At 64.4% G+C, this 26,358-nt stretch carries 22 protein-coding genes and 1 pseudogene; 6 read left to right on the plus strand and 17 right to left on the minus strand.

Going from position 1 to position 26,358, the window contains the following annotated elements:
* Window positions 1-5 precede the first annotated feature (5 nt).
* The 5 genes from ACZ6O0_RS07775 to ACZ6O0_RS07795 form a co-directional block, all read right to left on the minus strand.
* Window positions 6-275, minus strand: coding sequence for a (2Fe-2S)-binding protein (locus ACZ6O0_RS07775; protein WP_465764026.1), 270 nt, complete (start codon window positions 273-275; stop codon window positions 6-8).
* A gap of 5 nt (window positions 276-280) precedes the next feature.
* Window positions 281-2,125: a dipeptide ABC transporter ATP-binding protein gene (locus ACZ6O0_RS07780; RefSeq protein ID WP_465764027.1), complete on the minus strand. Its 1,845-nt coding sequence runs from the start codon at window positions 2,123-2,125 to the stop codon at window positions 281-283.
* Window positions 2,122-2,988, minus strand: coding sequence for an ABC transporter permease (locus ACZ6O0_RS07785; protein WP_465764028.1), 867 nt, complete (start codon window positions 2,986-2,988; stop codon window positions 2,122-2,124). Before ACZ6O0_RS07785 ends, ACZ6O0_RS07780 begins: the two co-directional genes overlap by 4 nt.
* On the minus strand, window positions 2,985-3,905 hold the full coding sequence (locus ACZ6O0_RS07790) for an ABC transporter permease (RefSeq protein ID WP_465764029.1): 921 nt from the start codon (window positions 3,903-3,905) through the stop codon (window positions 2,985-2,987). Before ACZ6O0_RS07790 ends, ACZ6O0_RS07785 begins: the two co-directional genes overlap by 4 nt.
* Window positions 3,906-3,997: 92 nt before the next feature.
* Window positions 3,998-5,551, minus strand: coding sequence for an ABC transporter substrate-binding protein (locus tag ACZ6O0_RS07795; protein WP_465764030.1), 1,554 nt, complete (start codon window positions 5,549-5,551; stop codon window positions 3,998-4,000).
* 224 nt (window positions 5,552-5,775) lie between these two features.
* On the opposite strand from ACZ6O0_RS07795, the gene ACZ6O0_RS07800 reads away from it, so the two are divergent.
* Entirely contained in the window at window positions 5,776-6,717 is a 942-nt protein-coding gene (locus ACZ6O0_RS07800; RefSeq protein ID WP_465764031.1) for a LysR family transcriptional regulator, read from the plus strand.
* 187 nt (window positions 6,718-6,904) lie between these two features.
* Here the strand turns inward: ACZ6O0_RS07800 and ACZ6O0_RS07805 are convergent, their stop codons facing one another.
* From ACZ6O0_RS07805 to ACZ6O0_RS07825, 5 genes are all read right to left on the minus strand, one after another.
* On the minus strand, window positions 6,905-7,837 hold the full coding sequence (locus ACZ6O0_RS07805) for a carbon-nitrogen hydrolase family protein (RefSeq protein ID WP_465764083.1): 933 nt from the start codon (window positions 7,835-7,837) through the stop codon (window positions 6,905-6,907).
* A gap of 138 nt (window positions 7,838-7,975) precedes the next feature.
* Window positions 7,976-9,268 (minus strand): M24 family metallopeptidase, encoded by a 1,293-nt coding sequence (locus tag ACZ6O0_RS07810; protein WP_465764032.1) that lies wholly within the window; start codon window positions 9,266-9,268, stop codon window positions 7,976-7,978.
* 259 nt (window positions 9,269-9,527) lie between these two features.
* Window positions 9,528-10,694, minus strand: coding sequence for an enolase C-terminal domain-like protein (locus tag ACZ6O0_RS07815; protein WP_465764033.1), 1,167 nt, complete (start codon window positions 10,692-10,694; stop codon window positions 9,528-9,530).
* Between the two features lie 77 nt (window positions 10,695-10,771).
* Window positions 10,772-11,746 carry an NAD/NADP octopine/nopaline dehydrogenase family protein gene (locus ACZ6O0_RS07820; RefSeq protein ID WP_465764034.1) on the minus strand — a complete coding sequence of 325 codons (975 nt, stop codon included), beginning with the start codon at window positions 11,744-11,746 and terminating at the stop codon, window positions 10,772-10,774.
* Between the two features lie 57 nt (window positions 11,747-11,803).
* The gene (locus ACZ6O0_RS07825; protein WP_465764035.1) at window positions 11,804-12,937 is read right to left on the minus strand and encodes an NAD(P)/FAD-dependent oxidoreductase; all 1,134 of its coding nucleotides are present in this window, start codon (window positions 12,935-12,937) and stop codon (window positions 11,804-11,806) included.
* A gap of 354 nt (window positions 12,938-13,291) precedes the next feature.
* On the opposite strand from ACZ6O0_RS07825, the gene ACZ6O0_RS07830 reads away from it, so the two are divergent.
* Together ACZ6O0_RS07830 and ACZ6O0_RS07835 are read left to right on the plus strand one after the other, a co-directional pair.
* Window positions 13,292-14,218: a MurR/RpiR family transcriptional regulator gene (locus ACZ6O0_RS07830; RefSeq protein WP_465764036.1), complete on the plus strand. Its 927-nt coding sequence runs from the start codon at window positions 13,292-13,294 to the stop codon at window positions 14,216-14,218.
* Between the two features lie 168 nt (window positions 14,219-14,386).
* Window positions 14,387-15,760 carry an L-serine ammonia-lyase gene (locus tag ACZ6O0_RS07835; protein WP_465764037.1) on the plus strand — a complete coding sequence of 458 codons (1,374 nt, stop codon included), beginning with the start codon at window positions 14,387-14,389 and terminating at the stop codon, window positions 15,758-15,760.
* A 308-nt stretch (window positions 15,761-16,068) separates the two neighbouring features.
* Here the strand turns inward: ACZ6O0_RS07835 and ACZ6O0_RS07840 are convergent, their stop codons facing one another.
* The 6 genes from ACZ6O0_RS07840 to ACZ6O0_RS07865 all read right to left on the minus strand — a co-directional run bounded on the left by ACZ6O0_RS07840 (window position 16,069) and on the right by ACZ6O0_RS07865 (window position 21,913).
* Window positions 16,069-17,088, minus strand: a complete 1,020-nt coding sequence (locus tag ACZ6O0_RS07840) for a LacI family DNA-binding transcriptional regulator (RefSeq protein ID WP_465764038.1) — start codon at window positions 17,086-17,088, stop codon at window positions 16,069-16,071.
* Window positions 17,089-17,265: 177 nt separating this feature from the next.
* Window positions 17,266-17,901, minus strand: coding sequence for a hypothetical protein (locus ACZ6O0_RS07845; RefSeq protein ID WP_465764039.1), 636 nt, complete (start codon window positions 17,899-17,901; stop codon window positions 17,266-17,268).
* A 100-nt stretch (window positions 17,902-18,001) separates the two neighbouring features.
* Entirely contained in the window at window positions 18,002-18,895 is an 894-nt protein-coding gene (locus tag ACZ6O0_RS07850) for a carbohydrate ABC transporter permease (protein WP_465764040.1), read from the minus strand.
* Window positions 18,892-19,824: a carbohydrate ABC transporter permease gene (locus ACZ6O0_RS07855; protein WP_465764041.1), complete on the minus strand. Its 933-nt coding sequence runs from the start codon at window positions 19,822-19,824 to the stop codon at window positions 18,892-18,894. The genes ACZ6O0_RS07850 and ACZ6O0_RS07855 overlap by 4 nt, the downstream gene beginning before the upstream one ends.
* Window positions 19,821-20,420 carry a hypothetical protein gene (locus ACZ6O0_RS07860; protein ID WP_465764042.1) on the minus strand — a complete coding sequence of 200 codons (600 nt, stop codon included), beginning with the start codon at window positions 20,418-20,420 and terminating at the stop codon, window positions 19,821-19,823. Before ACZ6O0_RS07860 ends, ACZ6O0_RS07855 begins: the two co-directional genes overlap by 4 nt.
* A 191-nt stretch (window positions 20,421-20,611) precedes the next feature.
* The gene (locus ACZ6O0_RS07865; RefSeq protein WP_465764043.1) at window positions 20,612-21,913 is read right to left on the minus strand and encodes an ABC transporter substrate-binding protein; all 1,302 of its coding nucleotides are present in this window, start codon (window positions 21,911-21,913) and stop codon (window positions 20,612-20,614) included.
* A 280-nt stretch (window positions 21,914-22,193) separates the two neighbouring features.
* Between ACZ6O0_RS07865 and ACZ6O0_RS07870 the strand changes: the two genes are divergently transcribed.
* Genes ACZ6O0_RS07870 through ACZ6O0_RS07880 form a run of 3 tightly spaced genes read left to right on the plus strand, consistent with a single transcriptional unit; the run spans window position 22,194 to window position 24,654 of the window.
* Window positions 22,194-22,931 (plus strand): MgtC/SapB family protein, encoded by a 738-nt coding sequence (locus ACZ6O0_RS07870; RefSeq protein WP_465764044.1) that lies wholly within the window; start codon window positions 22,194-22,196, stop codon window positions 22,929-22,931.
* 60 nt (window positions 22,932-22,991) lie between these two features.
* On the plus strand, window positions 22,992-23,651 hold the full coding sequence (locus ACZ6O0_RS07875; RefSeq protein WP_465764045.1) for an HAD family hydrolase: 660 nt from the start codon (window positions 22,992-22,994) through the stop codon (window positions 23,649-23,651).
* Between the two features lie 43 nt (window positions 23,652-23,694).
* A complete protein-coding gene (locus ACZ6O0_RS07880; protein ID WP_465764046.1) occupies window positions 23,695-24,654 on the plus strand; it encodes a sugar-binding transcriptional regulator in 960 nt (319 codons plus the stop codon).
* 251 nt (window positions 24,655-24,905) lie between these two features.
* Here ACZ6O0_RS07880 and ACZ6O0_RS07885 read toward each other — a convergent pair.
* Window positions 24,906-25,331, minus strand: a pseudogene (locus ACZ6O0_RS07885) (NAD-binding protein); the annotation flags it as partial.
* Window positions 25,332-26,358: the final 1,027 nt, after the last annotated feature.

A 26,358-nucleotide genomic window follows, 5' to 3' on the forward strand; every position in this document is an offset into this window, starting at 1 on the left:
AACAGTCACGACGCCCTCGTCAGAATCTGCATGCCGTCCCGCACCGGTGTCAGGCAAGCCTTTACTCCTGCGACCCCGTCGACTGTGACGACGCAGTCGTCGCACGTCCCGACACCGCAGAACGCTCTGCGCGGCTCACCCTCCGGAGTACGTCGCCAACCACGGATACCCAGGGAGATGAGGAGTGCCGCGATGGTCTGTCCTTCTGATGCTCGCGTGGTGGCCCCGTCGATCTCCAGCTCGGCGGCCGGCTGCGAGGCCGTCCCTGATGTCATCGTCGTCACTCCAACCCGGCTGTGCGGGATGTTCCAGGACTCTTGGAGGCAGGCTCGGGTGCTGCCGCCAGGAGGTCACGGGTGTACTCGTGCTGCGGGCTGCCGAAGAGGTCATCAATCCGGCCGTATTCGACAACCGAGCCCTCGCGCATGACGTACACGTCGTCTGCGATCGCGCGCACGACGCCGAGGTCATGAGAGATGAACAGCACTGCAGTGTCGTGTGTGGCTTGCATTCGCGCGAGCGTCTCGAGGATGGCGGCCTGAACGGATACGTCCTGGCCGGAGGTGATCTCGTCGCAGACCACAACTACCGGATCGGCCAGGAACGCGCTCGCGATGGCGACGCGCTGCTTCTGGCCGCCGCTCAGCTCACCTGGGTAGCGATTGAGCAGCTGGCTTGAGAGCCGGACCGACTCCAAGATCTCCTCGACCGCAGCCTGTCGGCGCGCCGGTTCCAGAAAGCACGACGCTACGTGATGTAGGTGGTCGCCCACGCGCCGGCGCGGGTTGAGGGATCCGGTTGTGCTCTGGAAGACGAGCTGGATCTGTTTCCGCTGGCGTTTGGATCTCCGCCTCGGATCTGCAGGGAGCTCGGCTCCGTCGAACTCAATGGAGCCGCTACTTGGTCGGAGTAGACCGGCGATGGCATGACCGAGGGACGATTTGCCGCTGCCGCTCTCGCCGACGAGAGCAGTGACGTTTCCCTTCCTGAGCGTCAGGCTGACCTCGTCGACGGCTCGCACGCAGGAGCGATTGGCTTGGTACTCCACCACGACATCACGCGCGGAGAGGATCACCTCACCGGATGCCGGTGCCAGGCGCTCCCCGAACTCACTGGGAGCGTCAAGAGTGAGGTCGGAAGCCCTACAACATCGGGTCAGGTGGTCCACAGAAACCGTACGAAGTGCGGGCTTCTCCTCGATACACCGTGGCTCAGCGTGGGAACAGCGCGGCGCGAATGCGCATGCCCCTTCCACTACACGGCCCGGCGGCAGGCCCGGGATGCTTGCTGGTAGTTCGGTGCGCCCTGGAGAGGGAACGGCGTCGACGAGGGCACGTGTGTAGGGATGGCGCGGCCGGCTGAGAACCGAAGCGACGTCGCCGTGTTCCACGATTTCACCTGCGTACATGACGACTAGCTCGTCGGCGTACTCGCCCAATAGCGCGATGTCGTGACTGATGAACAGAACGGCGACGCGCTCGTCGGTCGCGAGCTTTCGCAGCGCATCGACGACGATCCGCTGCGTTGTGACGTCGAGTGCCGTCGTCGGCTCATCCAGGACGAGGAGATCGGGTCTCGGTGCTAGGGCGAGGGCGATCGCGATTCGTTGCAGCTGGCCGCCCGAGAACTCATGCGGGTAGCGCCTCAGCGCGGCCTGCGTCTCGGGAATGCCGGCACCTTGGAGTAACTCGATCGCGCGCGCGTCGGCTTCGGCCTTTCCGAGGCCACGGTTGATGCGGAGGGTCTCGCGGAACTGCCTACGGATCCGGAAGGACGGGTGGAGCGCACCGCCGACTTCTTGGGGCACATAACCGACGTGCTGACCCCAGATCTTTCGAAGGTGTCGCGGAGGTAGGTCCAGAATCTCTTCGCCGAGAACGGCGCTGCGGCCCGCAGTTCGACGGAGTGCCGGCGATGCCCACCCGATCGCGGCGAGGCCTACGGTCGACTTGCCGCTCCCGCTTTCGCCTACGACGCCGTAAATCACACCGCGGCTCGCGGCGAGCGTGAAGTCGTTGACAGTTGTGACTCCGCCCTCTCGTCCGCGGTACTCGACCTCGAGTCCGCGAATGTTGAGGACTGGACACTCGTCTGTGCCCAGCGTCAGTTGTAGGGCTTCGGTCATCGTGCGCTCCGTCCCGCGAGTTGGTCCATCGCAATGCGAGCCGCGTACTCGTCGGCGAGCAGGCTGACGCCCACGGTGAGTGCGGCGATCAGCGCAGTGGCCGTCATGGGGGCTGCCGGATTGCTACGAAGCAGGTGAAGCGTTTCCGACACCATCAGGCCCCAGTTGGCAGTCGGGGGCTGAGCCCCGAGGCCGAGGAAGTTCAGCGTCGCCACGAACATGATCACACTGCCCAAACGAGCGGCGAACTCGACGACTAGGATGCCGGCGATATTCGGTACGAGATCGCGCCACAGGATCGTGCGCGTGCTCAGACCGCGTAGCCGGGATGCCTTCACGTAGTCGTTGGCGACCACCGGGACGGTGACGCCGCGAACGATTCTGACGATGCGCGGCACAAAGAACGCCGAGGTGACAAGCACTAGCACGTGCAGCGAACTTCCGAAGCTCGAGATGAACACGATGGCGAGTAGCAGCGGCGGAAGGGCGATGAGAAGGTCGACCGACCTGGTCACTGCGAGGTCGAACCGGCCCTGCACGTAGCCGGCGGCCATCCCCAAGCCCGCGCCGACTACGAAGGCCACCACGGTCGCAAGGACCGCTACCATGACGACGTTGATCCCGCCGGACAACACGCGCGAGAACAGATCGCGACCCAGCTCATCTGTGCCCAGCGGGTACTCGAGCGAGGGCCGCAGCATTGGACTGGCGACCAACTCATTGGGATCGTGTGGCCGGAACACCGGCCCTAGGAACGCCGTGCCCAAGCTCGCGATGAGCAGGATCGTGCCGATGGCAGCGGCAACCGTCGGTCGCGGCACTCGGATTCGCCGTTCGATTGCGAGAGGCGTATTGGTAGTCACCGGTGTGCTCCCCTCGTTCGCGGGTTCAACAGCACAACGAGGGCGTCGGCACACAGATTGATCGCCACCAAGAGCGCCGAGGTGACGACGGCTACTGCCTCGATCACGGGCAGGTCATTACTCTCCACGGCAGTTATCAAGAGCGTACCCAGCCCCGGGTAAGAGAAGACGTTCTCCACGACCACCACTCCGCCCAGCAGGACGATTGCGTGGAGGGCGACGACATTGACGACGGCGCTGCTGGCAACCGGGAGCACGTGATGAGTCGTGGCCCGTAGTGGTGAGACCCCGCGTAAGGCAGCCGACCGGACGAATGGAGCCTGTCCCGCCTCGATCACTCCAACCCGCGAGAAGCGGTAAACGTAAGAGATCCCCATCAGTCCCAGCGTCAGAGCTGGGAGCACGAACGCGCGGAAGTCTCCATTCTCGATTCCGGTGCTAACCAGCGGCAAGAGGTCAAGCTTCGAGGCGAACAACCACGCGAGCACGATGCCGAGCCCAAACTCTGGGATTGCGTGCAGGGAGAGCGTGAGCAGGTTCGCGGTAGCGTCAAACGGCCCGCCCGGCCTACGTCCAGCGATGAGCGCAAGCGGAAGCCCCACGGCAACGCTCAACGCCACCGCTGCCAAGGCCAACATCGCGGTGTAGTACAAGCGCGGACCCAGATCATCGACGATTGGCCGGCCCGACACGATGCTGGACCCGAAGTCCCCCTGAACCATCCCGCCCGCCCAACGCAAGTACCGAGTCGCTGCAGGATCGTCCAGGCCATGCGCCTCGCGGAAAGCCGTCCTCTGCGCAGGGGTCGACTCGATACCGAGCGCTGTGAGTGCCGGGTCCTGGGGCAGCACCTCAACCGCAGCAAATACAACCAGGCTCGCTAACCAGACCGTGGTCAGCCCGACCAGGAACTTCACGGCAAGCGTCCGAGCCAATCCGCTACGGCGCGATGCTCGAGAGCCTGACTCGGCCACTGGTACGGGCTCGGTTGCCCGAACGTGTGCCTCGGTCATGTAGAAACGCCCGCCTTCCGCAAGTCAAGCAGGTACACGGGGTTCGTGGTGAGGCCCGACACTTTCGATGTCACGCCCGAGAGCCGCGGGACGTGCGCAGAGATGACCGTGGAATCGCGCTCGGCGATCAACCGCTGCGCGATGGCGTACTGCTTCTTCTGGACCTCGACATCGGTCGTCTTCGCGGCTGCGTCGATCGCCGCGTCGATCTCGGGGTCCTTCTTCTTGGACATGTTCCAGGCACCCCTGCTGGAGAAGCAGAGTTTGAGAACCTCGTCGGCGCCCCTGCGTGTGTAAGTGTTGGAGTAGAAGGGCTTCTTGAGCCAGGAGTCGGTCCAGAAGGTCGCTGTAGGAACACGCTTGATATCGAATCGGATGCCGACGTCCTTGAGTTGCTGCTGAAGCACGAGCGCCATGCTGATGACCGACGGAGCTTCAAGCACCTCAAGAGTCGGAAGCGTGATGCCGTTTCCATGGCCGGCTCGAGCCAGGAGATCTCGCGCAGCACCTGGGTCGTACCTGGGCTGCTCGAGGCCACTGAACATGACGTCGTTGGACGGGATCGGCTGGTCGTAGCCAAGCGTGCCGTAGCCGCCCAGACCGATCTTGATCACCCGCTCGCGGTCCACCGCCAACTTGATCGCCCGGACGACGTCCGGATTGTTGAATGGCGCGACCGTTGTGTCGAGCGCAAGCGGGATCCAATTGGCGTTCTTCTCTTCGAGGATAGAGAGGCCCTTCTTTGCCAAGATGTCTGGCGCGGAAGACGTCGCGAGTTCGAACATCACATCAACGTCGCCGTCGATGAAGGCCGAGAGACGGGTCGCCTCTTCCGCGTAGTTGATGACCTCTACCCGGTCGGCCCCTGGCGCGTCGCCCCAATACTTGTCATATCGGGTCGCGGCGAACGATTGGCCCGGCTTAAACGACTCGAACACGAAAGGCCCGGTCCCGACTGGCCGCGCGAAGTCCTTGGTGCCAGCCCTGTAGATGCGGGCGAATCGGGTCGCCATGGCGCTGGGAAAGAACACATACTTCTTGTCCAGCGCGAACCGGACGGTCCTGTCATCCACGGCACGGATTCCCTGCGGACGCAGTACTCCCGCCAGTTGGCCCGCCAGGGAGTTACCGGAACCCTCGTGAGGGTCGAGCGCCCGCGAGATAGAGAAGATCACATCCTGGGGTGTCAGCGGTCTTCCGTCGTGAAATGTGACGCCGCTGCGGAGCTTGAAGTCCCACGTCACACCGTCGTCGGGGGTCTCAAAGGACTCCGCTAGGCGACCTACCGGCTGCAGGCCATCGTCGAGGTCGGTAAGCGACTCGAAGATCATGCAGGCAGTGAGGTTCTGCATGCGACGCTCCAACCGCAGCGGATCGAGCGTGTCGTTCGTGCTGCCGTCCAAGGTGGCGATCCTCAACCGGCTGCCGCCGTTGCTCGAACCGACGTCGGGACTGCAACCGACGCTGCCCAAGCCGACAACGGCCGTGGCGGCCGCGGCGAGGCCAAGCAATCGCCGACGTCCGAGAGTGGGCACAGGGTGTTGATCCATGAGATGACTCCTGCCTCGTCACGAGAGGCTGCGTAGTAGTGGGCTGATGCCACGGCCTCGATGTGGACTGATCCCCGGCCTCGATGTGGGCCGGTCCCCCGAGCCTTGGATGTGGGCGATCCCGACCTGGGATGTAGGCCGATCCCCAACCGCAGGTCAAGCATCGCGCTGGAAAACTTCATCTGTCTACACGTCGAACGCGATATCGAGTATCTTGAATCGCGATGGAAATCCGACAACTCGAGTACCTCCTGGCCGTCGCGGCCGAGGGCTCATTCACCAAGGCAGCGGCCAGACTGGGCGTCGCCCAGTCCGCTGTGTCACATCAAGTCGCCAAGCTTGAGGACGAACTCGGCATGCAACTGCTGGATCGCCAGCGCCCGGTCACCCGGCCCACCGAGGCCGGCGCGCTCTTCGCCGACAGAGTCAGCCGCGTGCTCGCAGAGTTGTCAGCAGCCAGAGAAGAGGTGCTTGGCCTTCGCGGGCAGACAGTCGGCGAGGTCACGTTCGCCACAATGTTCCCCGCGGCATCACTCGACATCCCAGCGATCCTGGCCCGTTTCCAGGCCTATCGGCCGGCGGTCCGGGTCATCCTGCGGGAAGGAACCGCTCAAGAGTCCCTCGAAGGCATCAAGAACGATTCGGTGGACATAGGCCTACTGACAGCAGACTTGAAAGACCTGCCACCCGATATCGAGGGTGTGGTCGCCGACTACCACGACCTCGTTCTCGCCGGCAAGACCGGCCACCGTCTCGAGGCACATGACCGCGTCGACATCGAAGAGCTGGAAGGCGAGACCATGGTCGGGTTCCGGCGGGTTGTTGGACGAACTGGGCTCCGGGCCGCCACAGACACCGCACTGGCCCAGCACGGCGTCACTCCCAAGATCATGGTCGAGTCCAACGAGATCGCACTCCTGATCGGCCTCGTGCGGCACGGACACGGCCTGGCCGTACTTCCCCGCCAATTCTTTGGCGACCCACCACCCATCGGGGTCTGGATGCGTGAGCTGAATCCACCCATCACACCCTCGGCGCTCCTGGTGTGGCGTCGCGGGCGACGGTATCCGCCAGCATCGGAGGAGTTCCTCAGATTCGTCGCCGCCGAAGCAACGGCGTTACGTCGGGCGTCCCCGGCTCGGCCGGGCCGGGCCAACGATCACTAGCCTTTCGCGCATACGCCCTACCGCGGTGGCGCTTCGCGGCATCTACGAAGTTGCCAGCGTCCTTGCGTCGGGCTTCTCGCTACTGTCGCCGGTGCACGGTCAGCCTCACCCGGGCGAAGAGCCTGGCCAGGTGGTTCGCGGGATCGTTCGCCCAGGCTCGGAGCACTGTTCGGTCCGTCGCCCATAGCTAGTCCAACACCCTGGAGTTGCGAACCACCGGCCGGTGGGGGCGTTCATCGACATCGAGTTGGAAGATGTCAGGGCGCGCATAGTGTCCGACTACGTCGAAGTCGAACTTCGCCGCGTACGTCTCCGCCACGTCGACATCGGCATACAAGATCCCAGCTTCGTCGAACAAGGGTCCGGCCACGAGGTTGCCGAAGGGGTCGATGATGCAGCTTCCGCCCCGCGAGAAGATCACGTCAGGGTCGTCACCATACGCGTTGTCGAAATTGGGGGGATAGTCGCCTCGACGGGTGAACTGGTTGCAGCCGAGCACGAAGCAACGACCCTCCACAGCGATGTGTCGCAACGTCGCTACCCAACTGTCTCGATGATCGGCCGTCGGTGCCAGATAGAGCTGGACACCTTTGGCATACATCGCCATGCGCATCAACGGCATGTAGTTCTCCCAGCAGATCACGGCTCCCATCCGACCACCTGGCGTGTCGAACACGGGCATCGTGCTGCCGTCGCCAAAACCCCAGATCGCCCGCTCCAGCCCTGTTGGCATGAGCTTGCGGTGCTTGCCCAGGTAGCCGTCGGGCCCGAAGAACAGGACGGTGCAATACAGCGTGCCGCCGTCTCGCTCGATGACCCCGACTACCAGGAACAAGCCCAGTTCGGTGGCAAGTGCGGCCAAGCGATCCACCGTGTCGCCTGGGACGTCGACCGCCGACTCCCAGTAGCGGTAGTAGAGCTCGTAGCCGGCACGCTCACGCCCACCCACCACCGCGTGCAACGTGCTGCCTCGTGGGTAGGCGCTGACGAACGCCTCGGGCCACAACACAAGCTCAGCCCCCACAGCCGCCGCTTCGCGCGTACGATCCTCCACCTTCAGCAAAGTGGCGTCCCTATCGAAAGCAACTGGAGCGTCCTGGACAACTGCGACCCGCATCATTGATCTCCTATCGATAATGAGCTTGTTCACCCGGGCGGTCTCGGTGAGACGTGAACCGCCTTCCTTCGGTAGGACCGTCCGGAGCTCCACATCAAGCGTTCTTGGCCGCTTCGTCTGCGGTTCCGGTGAGGGTATGCATCAGGATTCGATCAGCTCGCGTGGTGTCTGGGTGAGCCGCTCCCAGCCGTCATCGGTGATGAGCACCGTCTCGCTGTTAGTCATTTCCGGACTGGTCCCGGCAATCATGTGGAAGACCATCCCCGCCTGAAGCGTTGCCGTCGCGCTCTCGCGGAAGTCGAGGGTGTGGGCTTCGCCTGCGTTCGGTGGGAAGCCGATGCCCATGGAGTAGCCAAGCCGCCGATTAGTCCCGGGAAAATCAGCGATACGCAACCTGAACTCCTCGGGGTCGCCATCGTGCAACGCGATCCGGACAGCGTCGAGATCCTGTCCGCCGCGGACGGCGTTGATGCAGTCGCGGCCGCGTTTGGTGACCTCGCCGACAGAAGCCCCGGGCTTGAGCTCGGCCAGCATCTGATCCTGGATGTCGAAGATGACGGCCGCGGACCGGCGCGCGGCGGCTGAGGCTTTGCCGACGTGCACCGTGCGGACCAGGGCGGCGTGGTAGCGGCGCTTCACGCCGAGGAACTCCATATGAAGCAACTCACCTGGCTCAAGAATCTTGTCGCTGGCGGTCGCGTGCTGGAGCATGCAGCGTTCCCCGGACTTCACGAAGTGGGGCAGCGCAGGGTACTCACCACCCGCCATGAAGTGCTCCTGATAAGCGGCGGCGGCCACGTCCAGCTCGCTACGGCCGGCAGCAGCGGCTGCCACGGCCGCAGCCATCGTCTTGTCCGCGATCGCAGCCGCAGCCCGGACGTACGCCTGCTCGGCCGGACTCTTGACCAGCCGCCTCAGCTCAACGATGCGGCCGGCGTCCACGATCTTGTGCCGTGGCATCTTGGATGACAGCGCCGTACTCACCTGCGCGGTGACGAACCACGAGTGAAACTCCAGCCCGACCCGTGCAGAGCGGGGGGCGTCGAGTGAGTCGACAAGCCGGGCGGTGGCTTCGAAGTAGTCGACGTCAGCGGTCCACAGGTAGGCATGAGGTAACCAGGTGTGCTCGTCAACGTTGAACCGCTCGGTGTTACGGATCAGCAGACCGGGTTCCCCAGAGGCGGGCACCGCCAGCACTTGATACTCGAAGTACCCCGACGTCTCGAAGCCGGTCAGATAGTTGATGTTCTCCGGAGTGTGAACCAGCAGGATATCGAGGCCCACGGCAGCCAAATCCTCCTGGATCTGACGGACCCGCGCGGCGTATTCATCACGGCCGAACGCCTGATTCCTAACCTGCGGCACGATGCCATGAAAGTTGGAGCCGCCACCGCTCAGCGTGGCTCTAGTGGATTCGGCAGCAGAATGTGTCATTTGATAGTCCCTTTCTGGAAGGCGATCTCTGGGTAGCGATCGCGGATCGTTGTCAGAGGCTGGTAACGCTCGGGTTCGAATATGGGAAGCCCCACAGGGAGCTGTCCGCGAGCATGTACGTCCAGCGCGATCAGGAGCGCCGCGACTGTTCGGGCGGACTCCGCAGGCGCGCGGTAACGCCGTCGATCGTCGCTGTTACTACGATGAGCATGTCCGTGGATGAACGGGCACATCCCGGTCACTGTGGAAGCGAATGGTGCTAGCCGCAGGCCTCTAGACGGACGTCCGCCACCGCGAGGCGGCGGACATGCGACTCGTCAACCTCGACTCCCAAGCCGGAGGTGCGCGGAAAACGGACCACTCCGTCGCGGATGAACGAGGAGAAGTTGGTCGGGTCCTCGGCGAGACGCAAGGTTGACGCGAAGGAGTGCCCGGCGTCGGCAAGATTCCGAACGGTCACAGCGTGCTGCAATGAGGCGGCCTGTGTGATGCCGAATTCAAGCATCGAGTTCATGCTGCAGCGGATCCCGAATGCCTCTGCCACCGCGGCGATGCGCTGAGCGCGTAGAGGCCCACCGTTCTTGCTGCTCTTGATGCTGAAGACACTGGCGGCACCGAGACTCCCGATTCGGGCGGCCTCTGCGAGTCCGATGAGGGATTCGTCCACCGAAATCGGCAGACTCGTGCCGTTTGCCAGCGCGGCCAGGCCCTCGATGTCGTCCTTTTGCAGAGGCTGTTCGACCCACGCGATGTTGGAGAAGTGACTGCCTCCCTCCAGGAACTCTCGGGCTTCGGCTCGGCTCCATCCCTGGTTGGCGTCGGCCTTGAACTTGAGACGGTTTCCATAACGATCCGCGAGCGTGGCTACTCGCTTGACCTCGTCACGCGGCGGCGCCGAACCCATCTTCAGCATGAAGGTCGAGTAGCCCTCGGCGGTCTTCTCGTCGATCACGGGTATGTCGTCTTCGGCTGTACCGTTGCCGAGAGGCCAACTCATAGGCAGCGACTCCCGTAGCGGTCCGCCGAGCAGCGTGGCGACTGGAACATCCAGGCGCTTACCGAGGATGTCGAGCAGGGCCATACTTACTGCGCCCTTGGCGCAGAAGTGTTTGGTGAGCTGCGTGTCGAGCATGTCGTCGATGCGTCCCGGCTCGGGCGCCGGGGAAGCGAGCACCGCCGGCAGCAGTGTCTCCTTGAGGACACGCATCTCCTCGCTCGAGGATTCGCCACTGAAGTGTTGGTCAGGATTGGCCTCTCCCCAGCCCTCGACGCCGTCGGCGTCGGTCATCTTGAGCAGCACGGCCCGCGTCGTGGCTCGCGTGTCGTACGACAGCTTGTACGGAGTAACGAACTTCGCTTCGATTTCGAAGATCTGCGCTGCGACCATCGGAGCCATCGTCGCGTTTGTGGATCCTTCGGTCATCATGGTGGTTCCTTTCGGATGCGTGGGTTCCTGCTACTTCGCCCCTTGGCCAACGCCAACTTCAGTCGGGTCGAAGTCGCTCACCCGAATGCGAGGCGATCGACAAGGTCAGGCGCCTGTGCGCGCAGATCTGTTCCGGAGATCGCTGACAGCGCCGTGATCAACGACGACAGGTATGGCGTTTCGACGCCGCGTCGACGTGCCAGTTCCTCCATGGGGGCGAGTCCCCCGGCGACGTCCTCGAAGATGAAGCGATGTTCGAGTGTCTCCGGCCCTCGCGAGGTTGACAGCGCGGGCAGAGTCGTGAGCATCTCCTCGATGGTGTTGCCAGTCAGGCCCTGGTCGCCGTAGTAGCGCTCGAACCATCCCGTGATGGGAGTGGTGTCCTGGTTCAGGGTTGCCAGGAGGTCGAGACGCTCACGGTCGATGCGGCCAATCAATCGTGCGGCGCCGGGAGACACGCCTTGCCTGTACAGCAGGTATCGATCGGCAAGTTCGGTTCTGGCAGCGTTGATCAGGAGGATGGGTGGATGGATGACGTTGTTCGTGTTTGCCAGGGTCGTCTCCGCCAGAGTCGACTCGGTCAGGTCGGGAAACCAGGATCGGAAGACTCTCAGCAGGTTCGGCAGATCCGTTCCTCGCAAGGCCCCGACCGGGAAGTCGCGCTTGACCGACCTGATCTGGATGGCGTCGCCTTGGACATTCCCGGTAACAGGGAAGCCGGGCAGCTGCCCAAGCGCGGAGTGAATCGGCGCCTCCGCCGCTAGTTGCTCGGCGACTGCTTCGACGACTGCGAAACCGCCTGGGGCAAGGAGGACGGGACGACCTCGCATTGCTTGTTCGTAGAGCCGGACGAGCTCGAGGGTCTCCTCCCGCGACGCGATGAGGAGAAACGCATCGGCCTCAAGCGGAGCCCCGACCTTGAGTTGCTCTACCCGGGCCGGCTCTGAGCGCTCACCCCAGTAGACGTGCCCGGCCCAGGTTCCTGACGCGGTGTCGCTCACGTAGGCGACCACTTGGCCCGACGTCACGGATGCCCAGGCGGCGCTGATCATGGCCGTCGGCATACTGCCTAGGACTGCTAGGCGCATGAGGTAGACACCCGTTCCCGTCTAGTTGTGGGCGAATCGAGAGAGCCCGAAGGGCTGGAGTGATGGATGGCGGCTCCCGGTGAGGATCTCGTCGGTCACGACCTCGGCGAGGTGTGCGGCCAAGGTGACTCCGCTGTGCGTGGCGATCGCATAGAGACGTTCGTCGCTCTCGATCCAGTCGGCGATGGTTACCCCGTCTGTGGGTAGGACTCGCGTTCCGAGGGTTACGGTCTCGACCGACACACGGCCGAGGGACGGGAACAGTTGGCGTGCACGGTCCAGCAGTTCGCTGGGGACCGTCCAGATGCGAGGATCGGCGCGGTCCCACTGGGCTCCCGTCGGATGGTCAGCGAAGGTGATGCCACCGTTACGGGCGGGCCGGAGGGCGATGCCTTCCGCGCGGACCATGTGCCGGATCCCGGAGGTCACCGGACCTGTGGTGCTGATCAGGCCAACTGTGGGGTTAGGCGCGCCGCCGTCGTCCCTCCACGCGGGGTCGAGAGTCGGAAAGTCGATGTCATGGGATGCCAGCAGTTCCCTTGTCCCGTTACCGGCGGCCAAGACGACGACGTCGGCATCGAATTGGGCGGTGTCGCCGTCAGGCCCGATCGCCTTCACTCCTCGGGGGGTGATCTCGGTGACCTGGTGGAAGGGAACGAAGGTCGCGCCCTGCTCACTGGCTCGGTGCAGCAGCGTGGAGCACATGGTGGTTGTGTCGATCCATCCCTCCCTGGGGTAGAGGACTCCGCTGATGAGACCCTCGGCCCGGAGCCCCGGTTCGAGCTCCTCGACTTGTGCGGCGGTCAGCATCACCGCGCCGTAGTCGTTGGTAGCCAGGCGGTGCACTTTGTCCTCAAGACGCGCCGCCGCCGCCGGCGAGTGCGCTAGTTCGATGTTTCCTGTCTGGTGAAACCAGATACTTTGTGTCGATGAGCCGAGCGCGCGTTCGTGTGCGCGCAGCCCGAGCAGGTTGAGCTGTTCGTACTCCCTGGGCGTCTTGTTGTTGGCGTTGACCCATGCGAACGAGGCCGCGCTCGTGCCCGATGCGCTTTCGGCAACGTCGATCACGGTGACCGACGCGCCTCGTCGGGTGAGTTCGTGGGCGAGGCTGGCGCCGACTACGCCAGCGCCGACGATCAGGACGGTGGAATTCATGGTTCCTTCCGGATTTGAGGTGAGCAGCGCTCAGGGGTCAGCGCATGGTGAAGGAGGCGAAGAAAACTTGCTGGCGCGTTCCGTGGAGGGGCGGGCGCAGCACTGCGCTGGGGGCACCGCGCTCAATGGTCAGGCCGTCGTCCAGCAGCAACGGGGGGTCCGGCGGAGCTGGTTGGAATCGGTCCTCAGCTCGAAGTGCGACAACTCGTTGGCTCGGGTTCGTCGGTCGTTCCTTGCGGACGTCTCTTGTTCAGAATCTGCACGACCACGGCTCTCCTCCTCCTCGCAGGTACGCGAGCATCCGGACCTCCGAGGGATGGCGCGTGTCCACGATCAGGGACTATGATGCACATTATGCAGCAAGTCAATGGGATGCAGCGTTTACTGCAAGAGAAGCTGTCGGTGATGTCGCCGTCACAGCAGAGAATCGCCCACTTTGCGTTGGATCACCCTGATGAGGTGGCGTTCCTGTCCGCCCAGCGGCTGGCCAGCCGTGTTCAGGTCAGCCAGTCGACTGTCGTCCGCTTCCCGAGCGTGATCGGACTGGACGGCTACCCAGCGTTCCAGCAGGCGCTACAGCACGAGCTCCGAGACAGACTGAGTCCCGCGGAACGACTCGGCGCGAGCATCCAGGACGAGGAGGGAAACCTGTTTCAACGGGTATTCGCTGCTGAGTCGGCCAACCTGCAGCAGACCCGAAATCTGGTCACGGACGCCGATCTCGATCGCGCATGCGAGCTACTGGTGCGCGCGCCGCGGCTCTGGATCATGGGCGTTCGCGGCTCGTATCCACCGGCGCACATGGCCGCTATGCTGCTTCACCAGATCCGGCCCAACGTGACACAACTGGAGCCCAGCGCGGGCCTGCTGCCTGATCTATTGCTAGACGTTCGCCCGTCAGATGCGCTCGTAGCGATCACATACCCGCGGTACCACGCCGACATCACGGCTGCGGCCCGCCTCGCAAAACAGGCCGGCGCATCGGTGCTGGCCATAACGGACAGCTACTCCGCGCCCGTGGCCGAGCACTCCGACCTAATGCTCCGGACTGCCTGCGCAGGTCCCAGCTTCACCACGTCACAGGTCGGCGCAGTAACCGTGATCCATGCCCTCGCCGCCGCTGCCGCCAGTCGGATCGACGACGCAGCCGACCGACTCGAGCGTCTTGATACGAACCGTCGAAATCTGGCCTCCGTGCTACTTGCCGACCGCGGTTCGTCCGCCCATCGACGGCAATCCGCCAGCGAACCGAATCGCGACGCAACCCACTACAAGGGATGAAGACTCGTCGTAGCTGTGCAGGCTGTCCAGTTCCTCAAAGCCAGGACGTCCACGACTAGGACGCCATCTGACAGAGATCGAATGGGAAGAGTGACTTGACCCACGGTCGCCGGACGAACTGCATATCGCGCTATTCGAATCGGACGGACCGGAAGGAACCTCCACACGATGGCGATCAGCGTCTTCGATCTGTTCAGCATCGGGATCGGCCCGTCGAGCTCCCACACGGTGGGCCCGATGCGCGCCGCCCGTACGTTCGCACTCGGCCTGGCCGACGCCGGCCTGCTGGCCGCGACGACCACCGTCGAGGCGCAGCTCTTCGGTTCGCTCGGCGCGACCGGGCACGGCCACGGCAGTAACAAGGCGGTCCTGCTCGGGCTCGAGGGTGAGGATCCCGAGACCGTCGTCACGCACGCTGTGGACGCGCGGGTCGAGACGATCCGCGAGCTCGGCCGGCTGCGGCTGGCCGGTACGCATGAGATCGCGTTCGACGAGAACACCGACCTGACCATGCACCGGCGCAAGGCGCTGCCCTACCACCCGAACGGAATGACCTTCGTGGCGCGCGGGTCCGACGGCCAGGTGCTGCGGGAACGCACGTACTACTCGGTCGGCGGCGGGTTCGTGGTCGACGAGAACGCGGCCGCGGGCGACCGGATCGTGCCGGACACGACCCCGCTGAAGTACCCGTTCACCACTGGCGCGGAGTTGCTCGACCGGTGCCGGGAGTCGCAGCTGTCGATCAGCGAGGTGATGCTCGCGAACGAGCTGGCCTGGCGGACCGAGGAAGAGATCCGGGCCGGACTGCTGCACATCTGGCAGGTCATGCAGGACTGTGTCCGCGAGGGTTGCGAGACCGAAGGCATCCTGCCGGGCGGCCTCAAGGTGCCGCGCCGGGCACACGCCCTGTACACCAAGCTCAGCCAGGATCCCTGGTCGGTCGATCCGCTGAAGGTGATGGACTGGGTCAACCTGTTCGCCCTCGCGGTGAACGAGCAGAACGCGTCCGGCGGCCGGATCGTCACCGCACCGACGAACGGTGCCGCCGGCATCATTCCCGCCGTACTGCACTACTACCGCCGGTTCGTGCCCGGGGCCACCGAAGACGGTGTGGTCCGGTTCCTGCTCACCGCCGGCGCGATCGGCGTGCTCTACAAGGAGAACGCGTCGATCTCCGGTGCCGAGGTCGGCTGCCAGGGCGAGGTCGGATCGGCCTGCTCGATGGCCGCGGCCGCGTTGTGCGAGGTGCTCGGCGGTACGCCGCTCCAGGTCGAGAACGCGGCCGAGATCGCGATGGAACACAACCTCGGCCTGACCTGCGACCCGGTCGGCGGGCTGGTGCAGATCCCGTGCATCGAGCGGAACGCGATGGCGTCGGTGAAGGCGATCAACGCGGCCCGGATGGCGATGCACGGCGACGGCGTCCACGTGGTCACCCTCGACAAGGTGATCAAGACGATGCGCGAGACCGGCGCGGACATGAAGATCAAGTACAAGGAGACTTCCCGCGGCGGTCTCGCCGTCAACGTCATCGAGTGCTGAACGCGCTGCCATCTGATCTCAGACAGGTTCGCCAGGCGGCCACGAACATCTGAGGCGTATCGCTTGATGTCATCTGAGGTCTACCAGCCCTCCACAGGTAGCGCTCTCCTTGCGTCGGCGGTGCTTCCTCCAGAGTCGCCCTCATGGCTGACAATCCGACGAGTCGGCGCGTGTCAGGCGGATAACTCTGCATGGTGTTCACGTTGAACGCCTGCGATTGCCACGGACCCGGACCTGCTCAAAGTGGTTAAGAGTGCCGGCCGTCCGACAACGCCATCGGACGGTCGGCACTCGGCGAAGGGCCGGAGCTATGCCATCGACCTGTCCAACACGCGCGCTGTCCGCCCGGGAACAACGTCTCCTCGGAGCGAGACGAAGCGATCCTGGTCGGTGGCACCTTCGACACGATCGACGAGCAGGTCGACTGCGGTTCGGCCCATCTCTTCGATGGGTGTGCGGAACGTTGTTAGGCCTATGTAGGGTGCGTCGAGCGGGCCGAAGCCGTCGTATCCGGTCACCGAGTAGCTGGACAGCGCCGACTCGCCGCGCACCCGCAGAACCTCGAGAGCGGTCATCGCCGAGGCATCAGTTGGGCACATGATTGCGGTGACGTCGGCTTGGTCAAGGTTCGCTGTCAGGGTCTCGGCAGCGTCGTGGTCCGTTGGCATCTCCCAGACGGCCGCGGCTCCGCCGCCGGCGCGGACGCCGTCGATCATGGCAAGCCCTCGGGAGCTGTAGCGCAGCGAATAGGAGGTGTCTACGAGCAGCACGGCGATCTTCCGGTGCCCCAGATCGAGCAGATGCTGGGCCAGGGCGCGTCCTCCCTCGTTGTCGTCGCAGGCGACGCTGCTGATACCGCGGTAGGTCTCGCGGCGTCCTGCTATGACGATCGGGATGCGCTCGAGGAAGCCGACGTACTCGTTGGACGGCAAGCGGGCTGGGGCGATGATGATTCCGTCAACTTGGAGCGAGATCAGATTGGTGATCTCGTCGAGGGCGTCTTCGACCTCGAGCTTGCCGGCGTTGGTCGTTGTGACGATGCGGTAGCCGCGGCGTTCGGCTTCGGCTTGGGTGCCGGCTTGCAGGTAGGCGTAGTACGGCTTGCGTACGTCGCGCAGCACAACGCCGAGGGTCTTGGTGTGCGAACTGACCAGTCCTCGTGCCATCGCGTTCGCGACATACCCCAGACGCTTGGCAGCGGCTTCGACCTTCTTCCGCGTGGCCGGGCTCACCTCGCCTTGCCCGAGCAATGCTCGAGAGACCGCCGACTTTGAGACACCGGCCGCTTCCGCGACGTCAACGATTGTGGGTGTCTTCGCCTTCCGCATCCTGCCGCCCCTTCTCCCTATCTGCCCGCGACGACCCACTCACGCGGAGCCGGGAGCGTTCTCGTTAGGACTATAACCATCCAGCGCCGCACCGATTGCGCTGCATCGATGATCGGAACACGGATTCTCTGGCCCTTCCGGCTGGCGGACCGCGGCGGGCTTCGTGACAGGTGACCATCATGAAGCGGACACCTGGTTGGTGGCGACGTCCCAGGACTTGACGTGCCGCCACGGCATGTTCTCCCACCAATGGCCGGTCCAGTCGGCCTGGAACTGGAACAGCGTGTACCAGCGAGCCTCGAAGGAGGCGGGCGGTTCGATGGGCAGGCCGGCGATGAATTCGCCGACCTCGTCACACAGGCGGTTATCGATGTGGAGTTCGAAGCTCGCAAGTCCGAGGTGGGCGGCGAAGGTGTAGTCCTGCACGTTGGGGGCCAGATAGTCGTCATGGCGCACGTGGATCGGCAGGACCGCCTCTTTGACCGCACCTGCAATGCGTCCCAGGGGTTCGTTCGGGCCCTGGCCGGCGGCGTCGAGGTTGATGTTGTACTCGAAGGTGCCCTTGTAGGTTCGCTCGACTCCGGTGTTGTAGACCGTGACGGGCTGCGCCTCAGCGAAGACTTTGTCGAGGACGGCGATGAGTTCCTGTTCGCTGACGCCGGATTGCAGGTTGCCGATGAGGGTCGCGTGCGGCGCGAAGGCTGCGGCGGCCGCGATCCCGTACTGCTGGCGTAGGGCGAGGGTGATCTGGGTGATGGCCCAACAGGTAGTGGGATCCGGCCGCAGGAAGATGCCGTATCGAACGTCGGCCACAGGTTTCTCCTTGGATTGTGGGTTGGGCAGGTTCTCCCGGCGAGCGGGTTGCGGGGCCTGGTCAAGCACAGCCGGCAGGGCTATCGGCCGGCGAAGCGGGCTAGCCACGCAGGGCTCCGCTCGCGAGTCCCGCGACGTAGTAGCGCTGGAGGAACAGGTAGAGCACTAGGACCGGGACGATGGCGATCACGACGCCGGCCTGGAGGGCGCCCCAGTCCACTTCGCCGTACTGGCCACTGCTCAGGTTGACCAGCATGATCGGCAGCGTGTACCGGTCCTCGCCGTTGAGGAAGATCAGAGGCGAGAGGAATTCGTTCCAGGCTGCGATGAATCCGAACAAAGCCACAGTCACGATCCCAGGGATCGCCAAGGGCAGCGAGATGTTCCGGAACGCGGCCGCGGTGCCACATCCGTCGACACGTGCGGCCTCCTCAAGCTCTGCGGGGACGCTCTCGAAGCTGTTGCGCATCAGATAGGTGCCGAACGGCAGGTGGAACATGATCTGCACGAGCGCGAGGCCGATGATCGTGTTGTTGAGATGCAGCCAGCTGAGCACCAGGAACAGCGGGATCAAGATCGTTGCGTAGGGCACCATGAGGATGAGCAGCGTGGTCCCGAACAACAGGTTCTTGCCGCGGAAGCGGTAGCGGGCGAATCCGTAGCCGGCGAGTGTGGCCACCACCACGGTGCCGATGACGACCAGGACGGCTACGAAGATGCTGTTCCACAGATAGGTGCCCAGGCCAGCACCGTAGTCGGCAAGCTTGTGGTAGTTGCCGAGCGACCACGACCGCGGGAACCAGGTTGGTGGTGCCTGATTGGCCTCGCCGCTGGTCTTGAAGGAGTTCAGCGTCGCCCAGATGATCGGGATGAGGAACAGCGTGGCAAGCACTCCGCTGAACAGGTGGTATCCGGTCCCTCTCGCGACCCGGGACGGTCGGATCTTGCGGACCGTTTGGCGTCGTGACGGTGGGCTGAGGGTGTCGGTGGTCATGAGTTGTCCTTTCGGCGCAGGACCAAGAGCTGCAGCCCGTTGAGGAGCACCAGCGCGAGCAGCAGCACGATGGACATCGCCGCGGCCCGGCCCAGGCTGTACTCCCTGAAGGCAGTGTTGTAGATGGCCATCACCAGGGTGACCGTGCTGTTGTCCGGACCGCCGTGGGTCAGCACCTGGAACTGATCAAATGCCAGGAGTGACCCGGTGATGGACAGGACCAGCAGCAGCCCGAGCGTGGGCCGCAGAAACGGGAGCGTGATGTACCTCAGTTGGTGCCAGGTGCGCGCCCCGTCCATCTCTGCTGCTTCGTACAGCTCGGCGGGGATGGACTGCAGGCCGACGAGCAGCACGATCACCTGGAATCCGATGAACTTCCAGACGACCAGAGTGAGGGTAGTGAACAGCGCCTTGCCGCTGGTGTCGAGGAATCCCCACGGTCCTGAGGCGAGACCGAGGATCTCGAGGAGGTGGTTGGCGATGCCGTTGGTGTTGTTCACCGCGGCAAGCCAGATCAGCGACGCCGCGCCGGTTCCTACGACGTAGGGCAGGAAGAAGGCGGTGCGGTAGAACTTGGCCCCTCGGCGCGGAGTGTTGGAGATCGCCACCAGGACGAAGGAGATCGAGAAGATCAGCACCGTGGTGAGCGCGGTGTAGATCAGTGTGAAGGCGATGGCACCAGTGAACAGCTTGTTGTTGGGGATGTCGGTGAAGTTGCCGAGTCCGTTCGGTGATGGTCCTCCGAGCAGCGGCCAGTTCTGTGTGGACATGAACAGCAAGACGCCCAGGGGCGCGAGGAACAGCACGACGACGATGATCGCCAGCGGTGTGACGAAGACCTGGCCCGCGTAGCGGAATCCCGCCCGCTCCACGCGCCGCGAGGCCGAGACGGCGCGATGTTTGGTGGCGATCGTGGGATGGGTGGTCATCGTGCCTCCCACGACTTGACATGGCGCCACGGCATCTCTTCCCACCAATGGCCGCGCCAGTCGGCCCGGAACTGGAAGAGCGTGTACCAGCGGGCCATGAACGACGGCGGCGCGGTCACAGGCAGGCAGCGGATGAACTCGTCGACCTCGTCGGCCAGCCGTTTGTCGAGGTGGAGATCGAAGCTCGCCAGGCTGAGATGCGGGGCGAATCGGTATTCCTGCACGTTGGGCGCCAGATAGTCGTCATGGCCAACGTGGATCGGCAACATGGACGTCCTGACCCCGGCGGCGACGCGCGCCAGATCCTGATTGGGCCGCTCCCCCGTCGCATCGAGGTTGATGTCATAGGCGTGATTCCGGATGCCGTGGTTGTAGACGGTGAAAGGCCGCACGCCGTCGAACACACTGTTGAGGATCTTGACGAGCTCCGGCTCGTCGACCCCGGAACGCAGGTTGCCGATCAGGGTCGCGTGGGGGGCGAATGCGGCGGCCGCGACCAACCCGTACTGCTGGCGCAGCGCGAAGGTCACCTGGGTCACCGCCCAGCAGGTCGCCGGGTCGGGCCGCAGGAAGATCCCGTATCTGATGTCGTTCATGAGATGGCTTTCGTCGTGGATTCGGCCAGTGGCGCGCGGGCCTTGTCGGGGTCGAGGGCCGGCCCGTTCCGGCGGGCCGGCCGTCTGGCTCGGCCAACTCGCCTGTGATCAGCAGATGCCGCTTCAGCGGCATCGAGCCAGATGCCTGTGCACCTCGCGGCGCGATCACAGGAGAGCACAGGCCCGGGTTGTTACTGCGTTTGGTCGATCGAGGCTTGGATCGCCTTCTGGCCTTCGCCGACTGCGTTGGGGTTGCCGTTGAAGACGTAGTCGCGGACCATCTTCAGCCACGGTCCGTTGGTGTTGTTGATGGCGTTGCCGTAGCCGATCGTCGACGGCGTGTACCCGTTCGCCAGGCCCTTGATGGCTGCGACCACGCTTGGGTTCACCTTGCTGTACTGATTCTCTGCGAGGTCGACGCGCGACGGCAGGCTCCCAGCCTTGGCGATGACGCCCACCTGTGCGTCCTCGCCGAGGGTCCACTCCAGGAAGTTCCACGCCTGCTCGACATGCTTCGACGTACTGCTGATCGCGGCGACGTCGCCGCCGACGAATCCCGCTGACGCCGAGCCGTCCGGTGCTGGCAAAGGCACGACGCCCCAATCGAACTTGGCGTCCTTAAGCTTGGCGAAGTTCGAGGTGCCCCTTGGCAGGATCCCGATCTTTCCCTGGTTGAACAGGGTGACCCAGTTGGCGCCGTCCTCGGTCTTCGCGCTGGGAGCCACCAGGCCGTCATCCCACAGCTTCTTGTACAGGTCGAGCGTGGACTTCATCGCCGGCGTGTCGAAGTCGGCGGTCTTGCCGTCGTTGGTGAATGGGGGTTTGCCCGCCGCCGCGAGGTAGCCGAACATCGTGTAGGCATTACATCCCGGGCAGTTCCCGCCGAAGTAGAAGCCATACGTGTCCCCGCCGACAGTCTCGCGGACGGCCTTGGCGTCTCTGTAGATCTCGTCGAAGTTCGCCGGGCCACGGGTCGGATCGAGGCCGGCCTTCTTGAACAGGGTCTTGTTGTAGAAGATCAGCGAACTGTCCAGGATGAACGGCGTCCCATAGATCTTCCCGTCGGCACTGGCCGCCTCCATGTGCGCCTTCGACAGGTTCGAGTAGAACGACAGACCCTTGACCCGGTCCGTGACGTCACGGAACAAACCCTGCTTCACATAGTTCGGCGAGTACACGACATCGGAGGCCACGATGTCGGGGAGGCTCTTGGAGGCAGCCGCTGCGGCGACCTTCTGCTGATAGGTGTCGTTCGGGATCGTCGTCAGCTCGATCTGGTTCTTGTGAGTCTTGTTGTACTCATCCACGATCACCTTCGCCAAATTGTCGCTGGTGTTACGCGCCCACATGGTCAGCTTGGCGCCGCTGTCGGGACTGTCACCTCCCCCCGGCGCAGCCTGACCACTGCCGCCTCCGCAGGCGGCGAGCAGACCAGCCGCCGTGGCGGCCGCGATGACTGCACCGGCTCGCCGGCGCCATGAAGTTCCAACCATTTTGGATCCTCCCTTGAAGCAATGTCGTGGAGTGGGCCGACGGACCCCTTGGCGCTCACGGGCGGCGGGCACGTTCCCGGCTTTCTGGATCGGACGCTAGCAGCGTTCCGATCCCTCGACAACCATCTGGACCGAAACACGAGAGCAAACTCTCCGTAACATTGAGCTTTACGGCGCGCACGATCAGGGACTACTGTCAGAGACATCGGCGGGAGCGTTCCCGTCATCCGCTCGCTCCGCCCGGGGGCGAGCAGGACTCTGACCCAGGAAGGTGGCGCGCGTGATCGACCCTGCCGTCGCGCTCGACCTGGTCGTCCGGATTACCGTCGCTATCGTCTTCGGCGCTGCGATCGGTCTCGAGCGGCAGTGGCGGCTACGCACGGCCGGCATCCGCACGAACGCACTGGTAGCGGCTGGATCCGCACTGTTCGTGATCCTGGGCGCCGTGGGGCTCGGCGAGCAGGCACAGGCAGACCCCACCCGGGTCGCAGCTCAGGTCGTGTCGGGCATCGGCTTCCTCGGCGCCGGGGTCATTCTCCGGGACGGTCTGAACATCCGAGGGCTGACCACCGCCGCGACCCTGTGGTGCGCTGCCGCCGTCGGCTCGCTATCGGGCGCCGGGATGGAATCCGTCGCCTTCATCGGATGCGCCGCCATCATCGCCACCAACACACTGCTCCGCCCCGTCGGCAGACTCGTGAACCGCCACTCAGGCAACGACGACGCAGCAGTCGCTTCGGCCGACGTCGACGGATCTCCGATCGACTACGTGTTCGAGGTGGTGACGACTGAGAAGAACGAGCCCAGGGTCAGGGCCCTTGTCCTGCAGGCTGTCAATCGGCCGGACTTCACGCTCCGATCGCTCGACATCAGGCACGGCAAGCAGACACGGGTCCTGGCCGGCGTTTCCGGCCTTCGTTCCGCCGGCAGCGGCGGACTCGAGATCGCGTTCCAACGGATCAGCCTCGACCCGAATGTCCTGTCCAGCCGATGGTGGGCTGCGGAGACCGACGAGTGAGCCAATCCCACTCCGGGCAGTTCCCGGCCCGATCCCTTCCGACGAGAGAAAGCAGGCGCAATGGATATCACGATTCCAGGCAAGGTCGTCGTCTTCGACTACGGCGAGGTGATCTCCCCTGTGCCCACCGAAGCCGACCGCGCCGAACTCGTAGCCCTCGCAGACGCCGATCCCTCCGAGTTCTGGGAGATCTACTGGCGGCACCGCAAGGCCTTCGACCAGGCGACCATGACCGCGAAACAGTACTGGAGAGCAATCGAGCGTGACCTCGGACAGTCGTGGGACACCGCGCAGATCCACCGTCTCTGGCTCATGGACTTCCGCAGCTGGCTCGCCATCGACCACGGCACCCTCGACGTACTCATCGACCTACAGGGCGGCGGGACACGTCTGGCACTGCTGTCCAACGCCGCCCCCGACTTCACCTCCTACTACCGCCACGGCATGCTCGGCGACCTCTTCGAGCAGGTCTTCGTGAGCAGCGAACTCGGGGTGCTCAAGCCCCGCGCAGAGATCTTCCAGGCACTGCTGGACGGCCTGGCCGTCCAGCCCGACGAAGTCATATTCATCGACAACCTCGAAGACAACATCCGCGGCGCCCAAGCCCTAGGCATCACAAGTCATCACTTCACTGACGCAACAAGGCTGCGTGAGTACCTCGAATCAGTTGCGACTCGCCTCTCGGCCGGGCACGGCCCACTTCCGAGCGCAGCACAGTGAGCTGAACCGAACGCCGTCATTCTCGTCCGACAGGGAGGCTGTGATGGAGTCGCAAGCTCGAGCCTTCAGGCCGGCGCAGCTAATACTGACCGCGTCGGTCGCGCGACGGTACTACCTCGAGGGCAAGTCGAAGATAGAGATAGCCAACGAGTACCGGCTCAGCCGGTTCAAAGTCGCGCGATTGCTCGACGAGGCGCGAAACAGCGGGCTGGTGCGCATCGAGATCACCCACCCAGGCACTATCGACCTCGACCTGTCTGCCCGCCTGCAGGAGACTTTCGGTCTCCGGCGCACGATCGTGGTCGACACCTCCGAAGTCGACGACGCCACGCTACGCACCCAACTCGGCAAAGCAGCAGCGGACCTGGTCTCCGAAATCGTCACCGCGGACGACACTCTCGGACTCGCGTGGGCGCGTTCGGTCACCGGGATGATCGAGCAGTTGACCTCACTCGCTCCCGTTCCGGTTGTCCAGCTCACCGGAGCCCTGACCCGTCCGGATGTCCCGCCCAACTCGGTCGAACTTGTGCGCCACACCGCCCAGTTGTCGGGTGGACCGGCCTACCGCTGCATTGCACCGATGGTCGTCACAGACGCCATCACCGCAATGGCCTTGCGGCAGCAGCCGGAGGTAGCCGATGCAGTCAGCCAATTTCACTCGGTCACGAAGGCGGTCGTCGGGCTCGGGGCGTGGTCGCCCGGCCAGTCCACGCTGTACGACGCGATGGACAAGAAGGCCTGTGTGCACCTGCAGAAGCGCGGCGTGGTCGCGGAAATCTCCGGGGTGTTCGTGGACGCCGCCGGCCAGCCGGTGCACAGCCGGGTGACCGACCGGGTGATCGCGATCAACGCCGAGCAGATGAACGCGATCGACGAGGTGATCGCGATCCCGTACGGGCTGGCGAAGGTCGAGGCGGTACGGTCCGCGCTCCGCACCGGGCTGGTCAACGGGATCGTCACGCACGCACCCCTTGCGAAGGCGCTTCTAAGCATCACGTGCTGACCGCGCAACACACATCGGCGCCAGCGAAATCGGCGTGGCTCTAGTGCCCGTTGTGGACGGTGTCTGCAGTCATCCTTGCTGGACACCGAGAGCGGTTCGTACTCTCCCGACGACGACCGCAGGTAGACCATCTCCGGACCTGCCACGACCGCCTGCACGTCTCGTCTGAGCAATCCACCAACAACGAACGTGGCCACGATCTCGGTCACGTCGCGGATGGTGCCGAGCGGCAGCAGCGATCGAGTCTTGGCGATGGCCTCGTCTTCGCCAGCTCGCAGGACGACGCGTGTCGAGGGCGAGACGGCGGCCGCTGCAACGGCGACCGCGATGTTGTCGAGATCGTCGGATCCCACGGCCGCCAGCGCAAGGGATCGGTCAAGCCTCAGCGACTCCAATAGCCGACGCTGGGTTCCACTCCCGACGATCACGGGAATACCCAGCTGACGAGCCAGCGTCAGGCACGGCGCACGCCGGTCGCGCTCTACACCTACGACAGGGATGTGAGCGGCCTTCAAGTGCGCACAGAGTCTCACCCCGACCTGCCCCAAGCCGATGACCACGACGTGGTCCTTGCAGGCGGCAGTTCTTGGGCCAACGAGGCCCAGTAGACGAGGTTCGAGAAGCCGGTCGACCAGTCCCGCGGTGAAGAGTGCGGTCAGCACTATCGTCACGAGCATGGCAATCGCGGCCGCGACGCCGTAGCCGCCCGGCGCGTCAGGCGCTGGACCTACTGTCGCGACGACACGTGCTGCCTCGAGGATTGACTGCGCGATTCCGTGGTTCTCCGCGAGTACGAGCCAGCACCAGTCGGTGAGCAATATGCCGCGAAGCCCAAGCAGGCCGATCAGGAGCAATCTGGTCCCTACGTCGTGGTGCCGGTGGCCCGATCGCAAATGCTCCGATAATGCGCGAGCCAAGACCGCGCTGCGGCCGCGCGGATCGGTGCTCGGTCACGCGGCTGTGGTCGTCGGATCGGACCTCGACCATCCCCTGTGGATCGAGAAAGGACGCGAGCAAGCCGGCATCCAGACATGGACCGGCCAGGCTCGGCACTGCAAGGTCCGCCGGTGAGATCACCAAGGACTGTGGCAAGAAGGTCCGAAGCTGACCCGAGATGGTCCGATCGAAGATCGTCACGATGAGACGAAGCGTGGGGTCGAGATGAGCCAGCGCTAGAGCGCAGCGAAGGGCGATGACGTCGTCGCGGACGAGGACTGCAGCGGCAGTCACCCGCTCGCGCACCGCGGCTGTGAGTTCGGCATCTCCCGTTGTGACCAAGTGCCGTACATGGCACGCTCGGCCGGCGCCGGCGAGGGTCGCGCAGACCCTACGCGCGACCGGAGTCTCGCCGATGACCAAGAACCTGTCACGTGGGTGTGGCGGTGGTGTGGCTTGAGGCATTAGAGAGCCCAGCGGCAGTCGTCGGACAGATACGGCTCGCAGCTAAGACATCTTGGCTCGCCGCAGCCCGCGCAGTCATCCAGAGTCCGGCCACAGAGGTAACACTCATTGCCATCCGCGCGCCTACTTTGCCTGACTACCCATCCGGTCCGCGCCGCCAGCCGCCGGCCGGGCGGCTGTTCATCCGTGTCGTCCATCTCGGCAAATCCCTTACGACTCGACCGTGTAGACCGCGGGCGTGGAGCCTTGTTCGTTCAAGAGGTCGACCGGCGGCGTCTTCTCGCTCGTTGTCTGGACGGGCTG

The sequence above is a fragment of the Kribbella sp. NPDC048837 genome, assembly GCF_055586945.1.